Source organism: Bradyrhizobium sp. HKCCYLRH3059, from assembly GCF_051168035.1.
Classification (GTDB): domain Bacteria; phylum Pseudomonadota; class Alphaproteobacteria; order Rhizobiales; family Xanthobacteraceae; genus Bradyrhizobium.
Window position 1 is genome coordinate 1 of the sequence record NZ_JBNPUF010000020.1, and the last position, 8,296, is coordinate 8,296.

Below are 8,296 nucleotides of genomic sequence, written 5' to 3' on the forward strand. Positions count from 1 at the left end.
CGAAAACCATGGTGTTACCTTTGAAACATTGTCCGCCGAAGTCTTCTCGTCCGATCCCAGAACCAAAAGCCGAAGCCTTCAATCCCGAGACCCGCAAGGACTCCGCCGTCCACGTTTCTCTTTCTTCATCTTCACTTGTCAAACAGCCCGCACTTGTTAGTTCGCTTCGAACTAATTAGTGCATCAACTTCTTTGGTCTCCTTCACCGTGGAAGTCCCGATTGCCGGGGCGCTTCACATAGCTGATTTTGAGAGACCGTCAAGAGCCTTTCTGAAGAAAAACTCAGGAGCCAGTCGGAAGAAGAAACATCAAAGAAAACAACGTTGGTCCCGAAAGTCGGGGGCCTCAGTCATCAGTGATGTCCGGCTGGCGTGGTGGTGAGATAGTGCGATGCCGCATCCTGCGCAAGAACTTTTTGCGACGGCTGTGCAGAAATGTGGATAGCGCTGTCGCCGCCCACGCTCGGCCTCCTCACACGCCGTTTCTGTTCCATTTTGGAGCGGCGGGCGCGCGCAGCGTCAGGAATTGCTCGCCTTCGGTTGCACCAGCGCACGATGCGAGTGCGGCATGGGCATCAGGACGAGATCCTTCCGCCGGACAAGGTTGGTCGACAGACGCTGTCGAGATTGCTGGTGCCGATTTCGAGGGTCGCGATCCCCTCCCCCGCCTGCGACGATCGCGGCGCGGCGCGGAACGCCAATGGTTCCGGACCGAACGGGCCGCTGAGCCCGGGATCGAAGTTCGCGGCGTCGCACACATTCGCGAATGCGAACTGGCATTGGTCTCGCCACCGCGAGCACGGAAGTGATGCGAGGGACGATCGGCGATATCCGCAAGCCTGGCGGTGACGCGGCCGGGAATGGCTCGGCTGTCCCGGCCGGATCGGTCAGCCCTGTTGCCGCAAGCTCCGGAAATACCACCAGCCCGACGAGGGCGCCCTCGCCACCAACCAAACATGCTTCAATCAGCGCGGGCTTGGAATTGGTTCATCGTGCTCGCGTCTCTGGACTGACTTGCCCAACGCACGGACGTTACGGTCGCTTGGGACGTCGATCCTGTCGAGCGCGTCGTTGCAGCGATGCCAGCATCAATTCGAGCCCGCATGCAGCAAGAGCAGCCGCGGCATTGTTGCTTGGTCGACATTGTTGCCTGGTGACCTGCCGCGTGGTGACCTCCGCGGCGCCGCGTCGTCCGAGGCCGGCGCGAGACGGCGTCAACGCGATCGCGGCGGCGTGCTGCGTGCGGGAGCCGTCAGGAAGCGATCGAGCTCGACGATCGCTTCGGCCTCGCGGGCGCGCCGCAGCTGCCTGGCCTGCTCGATGCCCGGGGGCAGACGTTTCGCCCTGTCTCGCGCTTCGCGCGCCATCTCCAGCAACCGCTCACCCAACGACATCGTCTGCTTGACACGCCGGCGCCGCTTCTTTTGACCTTCTACGTCCATGCGGGATTGCATCCAGTTTCATTGATGCGCATCGACGACTCTAGATCAGGAGCTGCCGCGCGCATCAACATAAGTGAATCGGCCATGACCAACGTCGTCCGGGCGGCAGAGCAGCAGCCGCCGGCCGCGCCGGGAGCAACGAGGCTAGCCGCAGCGCCGCCGACTTCGCACGGCTGGGATGCGTGGACCGGGGCGGTCTCTGCCCGCCCCGGTCCCATCGGCTGATGCGCGCGGTTGGGCAGAACGAGCATGCGCTTTCGCCGCAGCGTCCGGAGCCAGTCCAGCACGTCGTTGCGCGACCTGAGTGGACGAGGCAATGCCACTCAGGCCTGCGCGAACTTGATGGTCGACACCGGCCAGCGGCCGTCATGGCCACCGATGGTGATGCGCAGACCGTGGAGTTCGTCAAGATGGACGTACTCCACTGTTCCGGCCTTGCCGTCGCTCAGCGCCACAGCCTTGCCGACCAGCTCGGTCTGCGCCCGTTCGAATTCGCGCAGGATGCAGAAGGCTCGCGTCTTGACGGCAACCATGAGGAACTTCGAGACCTGAGGGGGGAACCGCCGGGCAGCACAGGCCGCTCGACGGTCGTTCAAGTCGGCACGCGGACGCCGAACGTCAACCCGTCCTCAAGCAATCGTGCGCGCCGCAAGGCAGCGAGCGCCGGGCTTGCCCATCAGCGGCACTCGAAATTCGCCGCATCCTCGAGGCTGCCGCTGCCCTTGTAGGTCAGCACCTTCGGGAACGCGCAGAGATCGCGTGTGCGCCCGGGCCATGGCACATCGGGCGCGCGCCGCGCGGTGGCCCGGATCGCCTCGGGCGCCGCGGCCGTGCCCTCCACCCATCGGTCCAGCGCGGTCAGCAGGTCGAACTGATCGGTGGCGGGTCCGCCGCCGCAATGGTTCATGCCGGGAACCAGGAACAGCCGTGCGAAACCGTCGGCATCGGCGCCGTATTTGGTCTTGAGCTGATCGACATAGTCGACGGTGTCGAGCGCCGAGAAGATCGGATCGGCCGTGCCGTGATAGAACAGCATCTTGCCGCCCTTCGCCTTGAAGGCGTCGAGATCGGTCGAGGTCGCGGCCTCATATTCCATGCCGGCGTCGAAGCCGCCGGCGCCCTTCATCACCTTCCGCGGATCGCGGTCGAGATCGAAGTTGCGCACCCAGGCGACGAGATCCTCCGGCGTCTCCGGCGGGCTCATGAAATCATAGGCGACGCCGCCGGGAATGAGCGTGAGGTTGCGCGCATTGGGCGGACTCGCCTTGGGCGTACCGAGCTTCCAGGCGCGCCAGCCGGGCGCGGCGAGGCCGGGATCATACGGCCAGCGCGCATAGATCAATCCGCCCATGGAATTACGGCTGCCGTCGAACATCAGCTTGACGGCTTTCAGCTTGGGGACAGGCAGGCACTGCGAGTTCTGGCCCTCCTTGCAGGCGAGCGCGGCCGGATCGAAGCGGCAGGCCATGACGTCCTGCACCATGCCATCCTTGGCGCCGTCGGCGCCATCGCACGACGCGGTCACGGCATCGGCCACCAGCTTCAGGTCCTCGTCGCTCAGCGCGCTGCCGACATCGGCCTTGCCGTCCGGGCCGGGCGGCGCGATCGCCAGCAGCGCCTGCTCCTGCGCGATCACATCGATGCCGGCCAGCGGCACGCGATAGGCCGGCGCGCCGGCGATGACGCCGTCGAACAGCTCCGGGAATCGCTGCGTCACCGCCATCGCCTGGCGGCCGCCGTTGGAGCAGCCGGCGAAGTAGGACCGGCGCGGCGCCTTGCCGTACAGCTTCTCGGCCGCGGCCTTGGCGGCAGCAGCCACCGGCGGAATCGAGCTGTAGCCCTTGTCGCGCCGCGCCTGCGGATCGAGGCCGAACAGATAGGGCCCGAGCGGCCCCGGCTCCTCGAGATGGCCTGCGTCGGTCGAGGCCACGGCATAGCCGTTCGAGAGTCCGTTGGGCGGCGTGGTGCCGGTGAGCAGGCCGAGCGCCGGGCGCAGCACGCCGTCGACGCCGCCGCCGCCCTGAAAGACGACCTTGCCATTCCACGTCGCAGGCAATCGCAGCTCGTAGCCGACAGCATAGGGCTTGCCGTCGATGCCGGTACGCTCGTTGATCTTGCCCCGGACCAGGCAGTGATCCGGCGCAGGTGCGGTCGCGCCCGCAGGCGCGGGCGGCGCCAGTTGCACGCCGCCCGCAGCGACGAATTCCGCCGTGACGATGCGGCCGCTGCCGGAGAAGCCCTGAGCCAACGTGGCGCAGCTCGCCTTGAAATCCTCCGCATGCGCGGACGCCATGGCCGACGTCGTCAGCAAGACCGCGGTCAGCGCCGTCACACGGATCGTCATCACGGTCGTCCTCACACCTGCGGGCCAAGGCCCGTCACGCATCGTCGTTGCTTCGCGGCACGCTCGATCGCTTCCGACCATAGCCAAGCCTGCGCCCGCCGCAAGCGGCCGTGCGCATGGGTGCGATTGAAAACGTCAGCCGAAGCGTGCCATCTGATGGGTGTCAAGGAAGCGTCGAGGGACATCATGGCTGCGGACATCAGGTTGAATGCGTTTGCGATGAACTGCGTCGGGCACCAGTCGCCCGGCCTGTGGCGGCATCCGCGTGACCGTTCCTCCGACTACAATCGCCTGCCCTATTGGCTCGACCTCGCCAAGACCTTGGAGCGCGGCCGCTTCGACGGACTGTTTCTCGCCGACGTGCTCGGCGTCTACGATGTCTATGGCGGCAACCCCGACGCGGCGCTCCGCCACGCCATCCAGGTGCCGGTGAACGATCCGATGATGCTGATCTCGGCGATGGCCGCCGCGACCTCCCATCTCGGCTTCGGCGTCACCTGCACCTTGTCCTATGAGCCGCCCTACCCGTTCGCGCGGCGGATGTCGACGCTCGATCATCTCACCGAGGGCCGCATCGGCTGGAACATCGTCACCGGCTATCTCGACAGCGCCGCACGCGGCATGGGCAGGGAGCGCCAGACTGCGCATGACGATCGCTACGACGTCGCCGACGAGTACATGGAGGTCGTCTACAGACTGTGGGAAGGTAGCTGGGAGGACGACGCCGTCAAGCGCGACCGGACAAGCGGCGTGTTCACCGATCCCACGAAGGTTCACCGCGTCAGCCATCGCGGCGAGAACTACCAGCTCGACGCCATCCATCTCTGCGAGCCGTCGCCGCAGCGAACGCCGGTGCTGTATCAAGCCGGCACCTCGCTGCGCGGCCGCGTGTTCGCCGGCCGGCATGCCGAATGCGTGTTCATGTCCGGCCCGTCCGCCAAGATCATCGCGCCGCGCGTCGCCGCGATCCGCCAGGCCGCCGCCGACGCGGGTCGCGCGGGCAGCGACATCGTCATCTTCAGCATCGCCACCGTCGTGCTCGGCGAAACCGATGCGGCGGCCGAGGCGAAGTTCGCCGACTATCGCCGCTACATCGACCACGAGGCGTCGCTGACCCTGATGTCGGGCTGGACCGGCGTCGACTTCTCGACCTACGACCTCGACCAGCAGGTCCGCCACGTGCTCAACGATGCCGGCCGCAGTGCGATGGACAACGTCACGCGGGCCGATCCGGACCGGGTGTGGACCGTGCGCGAGGTTGCCGAGCATGTCGGCATCGGCGGTATCGGCCCGGTGTTCGTCGGCTCACCGGCGAAGGTCGCCGATCTCATCGAGAGCTGGATCGAGCAGACCGACGTCGACGGCCTCAACCTCGCCTTTGCGCTGTCACCGGAGAGTTTTGCCGATGTCGCGGACATGCTGGTGCCGGAGCTGACCCGACGCGGCCGCTACAAGAAGGCCTACCAGCCGGGAACGCTGCGCGAAAAGCTGTTCGGCCGCGCCCGGCTCGCGGCGCCGCATCCGGCGGCGAGCTACCGGCCGTAATGCTGCTGGCACTCAGCCCGACAGACGCGACAGCAACACAGCCACCGCCGCCTCGATCGGCTTGATGATCGGCACGGCGAATTGCCGCTGCAACTGATCGGCGGCCTGCGCCAGCGGCCCGCCGCCGATGATCACGGCCTCGGCGCCGTCCTCGGCAATACAGGCGCGCGTGGCGTCAGCCAGGGCGGCAGCAAGCCGCGCCGGATCGACGGCGAGCGCGGCCGGGTCGCCCTGCGTCAGACGCGTCCCGGTGAACTGCGCCGACAGGTTCAGCCTGTCTGCAAGGCCCGCGATGCTCGCGACCAGCGCGGGCGTCACCGTGGCAACGCCGAAGCGCCGCCCGCCCTCTGCGGCCTCGCGCATCGACGCCTCGCCGATGCCCGCCACCGGCAGCGAGCACTGGCTGCCAAGCTCCGCGGCGCCGGGATCGCCGAACGCCGCGACGATGATGCCGTCGCAGGCATCGCGATGCGCGCGGCCGATATCGACCACTTCCGCCGCCGATGCGGCCAGCGCCTCGGCATCCACGATCATGGCCGGCGCCCGCGTCGCGGTCGCGCCGACGACCTCGGCCCGGCCGGCGCAGCAGGCGGCCGCGATCGACACCATCATCGCGGTGGTCGTGGCCGAACTGTTGGGATTGATCAGGAGGATGCGGGGCATGAGGACGGTTGCTCAGATGACGAAGCTCTCCTCGTGAACAATCGTCGGCCAAACGTCAACTCCAGGCCCATTCGCCGATGAGGGTGGCGGGCATCCGCCGTTCGTCGCCGGCCGCTCACCCGATCCGCATCGACAATTCGACTTCGTCGCCGAACGGCACCGACAGATAGCCGTTATCAGGCGAACGGACGTAGGCGAGGTAGTCGGGGCTGTGGTCGGCATTGTCAGCGACGATGAACGCGCCGGCGCTGAGCCGGCTCTCGAGCAGCGCCAGGATATCGCCATACAGCGGCTTGGCGCCGTCGAGCAGCACGAGATCGATGGTCTCCGGCAGATCGGCGCTCAGCGTCTGCAGGGCGTCGCCCTGGCGGATCTCGACCAGATCGGCCAGGCCGCCCTCCGCGAGGTTGGCACGGGCACGGGCGACCTTGGACGGCTCGAACTCCGTGGTGATCAGCCGGCCGCCGCCACTGTCGCGCAGCGCCGCGGCGAGGAACAGCGTCGAGATGCCGAACGAGGTGCCGAATTCGACGATCGATCGCGCACCGACGCCGCGCGCCAGCATGTAGAGCAGCATGCCGGTGTCGCGCGACACGGGCAACGGAAAGTCCTTGAGCTGCGTGTAGAGCTCGACATGACCGGACCTGCTGCGCATCAGTTGCGCGCCCCGTTCGGCCATGCCGGCGAAGATCGGGCTCGTCTCCGGCCGCAGCAACGTCGCCTCGGCAAGCAGGCGATCCAGCAGCGGCGCCACCGGCTGAGTGGTCAGGGTGATCATTGATATTCTCCGTGTTCTCGATGCGTGTCGTTTGCGTCGAAGTCAGAATACGAATAATCATTCGCATTCGCTAATCGCATTTCGGAACGCTCCATGGCCCCGGCTCGAAAAGCCCCGATTTCCCCGCGAAAACTGCCGCAACAGGCACGCTCGGCCGACCTCGTCGCGGCCATTCTGCAGGCGGCTGTTCAGGTTTTGACCAAGGAAGGCGCGCAACGTTTCACCACGGCCCGTGTCGCCGAGAAGGCCGGCGTCAGCGTCGGCTCGCTCTATCAGTACTTCCCGAACAAGGCGGCGATCCTGTTCAGGCTGCAGAGCGACGAGTGGCAGCAGACGACGAAACTGCTGCACGGCATTCTGGAGGACACGCGCCGTCCGCCTCTGACGCGATTGCGCGCGCTCGTTCACGCGTTCCTGCAATCGGAGTGCGACGAGGCCGCCGTACGCGGCGCGCTCGACGACGCCGCCCCGCTCTATCGCGACGCGCCCGAGGCACGCCAGGCCAGGGCCAGTGGCCGCCGCGCCATGCTCGCCTTCATGCGCGAGGTGCTGCCTCGTGCCGGAGAGACCGAGCGCGCGCGGGCCGCCGACCTGATCAAGACGACGCTCGGTCAGGTCGGCAAGCACTTCTCGGAGACACCGCGAAGCCGGGCCGAGATATCGGCCTATGCCGATGCGATGGCCGACATGTTCTGTGCGTACCTCTCCACCGCGAACAAGCCTCACAAACGTAAGGCCGGGTAGTCCCGCAGCCGGCGCGTCTCCGGTTCAACGGCGTCTTGGGGGCCGCCATGCGGCCGATCAGCAGAATCCCGGAACGCCCGTCAAGGACGATCAACGGACATCGCGAGGCGCTCGACAGATCGTGAACGAGCTTGCCCTCTAGCGCCGCACCCCCCTTCGAACCAACTGCGAACCCGGCTGGCTCTCGCGACCGATCAGCCAATTGCGGCCGCGCGGCAGCAGCGTCGCAAGCTCGAAGTTCTGATCGATCAGTTTTTGCCAGACAAAAGCCCACTCGGGCTCATTGTCGCGACCGGTCAGCCAATCGCGGCCGCGCGGCAGCAGGGTCGCACGCTCGAAGTTCTGATCGATCAGTTTCTGCCAGACGAAGTTCCACTCAGGCTCGTTGTCGCGACCGGCCAGCCAATCGCGGCCGCGCGGCAGCAGGGTCGCAAGCTCGAAGTTCTGATCGACCAGTTTTTGCCAGACAAAAGCCCACTCGGGCTCGTCGTCGCGACCGGTCAGCCAATCGCGGCCCCGCGGCAGCAGGGTCGCACGCTCGAAGTTCTGGTCGATCAGTTTCTGCCAGACGAAGGCCCACTCGGGCTCGTTCTCGCGACCGTCCAGCCAATCGCGGCCGCGCGGCAGTAGCGTCGCGTGCTCGAAGTTCTGATCGATCAGTTTTTGCCAGACGAAGGTCCACTCAGGCTCGTTCTCGCGACCGTTCAGCCAATCGCGGCCGCGCGGCAGTAGCGTCGCGTGCTCGAAGTTCTGATCGATCAGTTTTTGCCAGACGAAGTTC

Annotated in this window: 8 protein-coding genes; 2 read left to right on the top strand and 6 right to left on the bottom strand. The window is 66.5% G+C overall.

Annotation, left to right across the window (positions count from 1 at the left end; genetic code table 11):
* Positions 1-1,213: 1,213 nt before the first annotated feature.
* The 3 genes from ACQR13_RS32315 to ACQR13_RS32325 form a co-directional block, all read right to left on the bottom strand.
* Positions 1,214-1,441, bottom strand: coding sequence for a hypothetical protein (locus tag ACQR13_RS32315; protein WP_315718641.1), 228 nt, complete (start codon positions 1,439-1,441; stop codon positions 1,214-1,216).
* A 323-nt stretch (positions 1,442-1,764) separates the two neighbouring features.
* A complete protein-coding gene (locus tag ACQR13_RS32320; protein ID WP_315718640.1) occupies positions 1,765-1,974 on the bottom strand; it encodes a PRC-barrel domain containing protein in 210 nt (69 codons plus the stop codon).
* A gap of 143 nt (positions 1,975-2,117) precedes the next feature.
* A complete protein-coding gene (locus ACQR13_RS32325; RefSeq protein WP_316193980.1) occupies positions 2,118-3,785 on the bottom strand; it encodes a tannase/feruloyl esterase family alpha/beta hydrolase in 1,668 nt (555 codons plus the stop codon).
* A 186-nt stretch (positions 3,786-3,971) separates the two neighbouring features.
* Between ACQR13_RS32325 and ACQR13_RS32330 the strand changes: the two genes are divergently transcribed.
* Positions 3,972-5,330: an LLM class flavin-dependent oxidoreductase gene (locus tag ACQR13_RS32330; RefSeq protein ID WP_434863570.1), complete on the top strand. Its 1,359-nt coding sequence runs from the start codon at positions 3,972-3,974 to the stop codon at positions 5,328-5,330.
* A gap of 12 nt (positions 5,331-5,342) precedes the next feature.
* On the opposite strand, the gene ACQR13_RS32335 is transcribed toward ACQR13_RS32330, so the two are convergent.
* Both ACQR13_RS32335 and ACQR13_RS32340 read right to left on the bottom strand, forming a co-directional pair.
* The gene (locus tag ACQR13_RS32335) at positions 5,343-5,993 is read right to left on the bottom strand and encodes an aspartate/glutamate racemase family protein (protein WP_316166941.1); all 651 of its coding nucleotides are present in this window, start codon (positions 5,991-5,993) and stop codon (positions 5,343-5,345) included.
* 115 nt (positions 5,994-6,108) lie between these two features.
* Positions 6,109-6,771, bottom strand: coding sequence for an O-methyltransferase (locus ACQR13_RS32340; protein WP_316171935.1), 663 nt, complete (start codon positions 6,769-6,771; stop codon positions 6,109-6,111).
* Between the two features lie 93 nt (positions 6,772-6,864).
* Between ACQR13_RS32340 and ACQR13_RS32345 the strand changes: the two genes are divergently transcribed.
* On the top strand, positions 6,865-7,515 hold the full coding sequence (locus tag ACQR13_RS32345; protein ID WP_316171934.1) for a TetR family transcriptional regulator: 651 nt from the start codon (positions 6,865-6,867) through the stop codon (positions 7,513-7,515).
* A gap of 138 nt (positions 7,516-7,653) precedes the next feature.
* Here ACQR13_RS32345 and ACQR13_RS32350 read toward each other — a convergent pair.
* The coding region (locus tag ACQR13_RS32350; protein WP_316235430.1) for a hypothetical protein at positions 7,654-8,296 on the bottom strand (643 nt) is incomplete at its 5' end.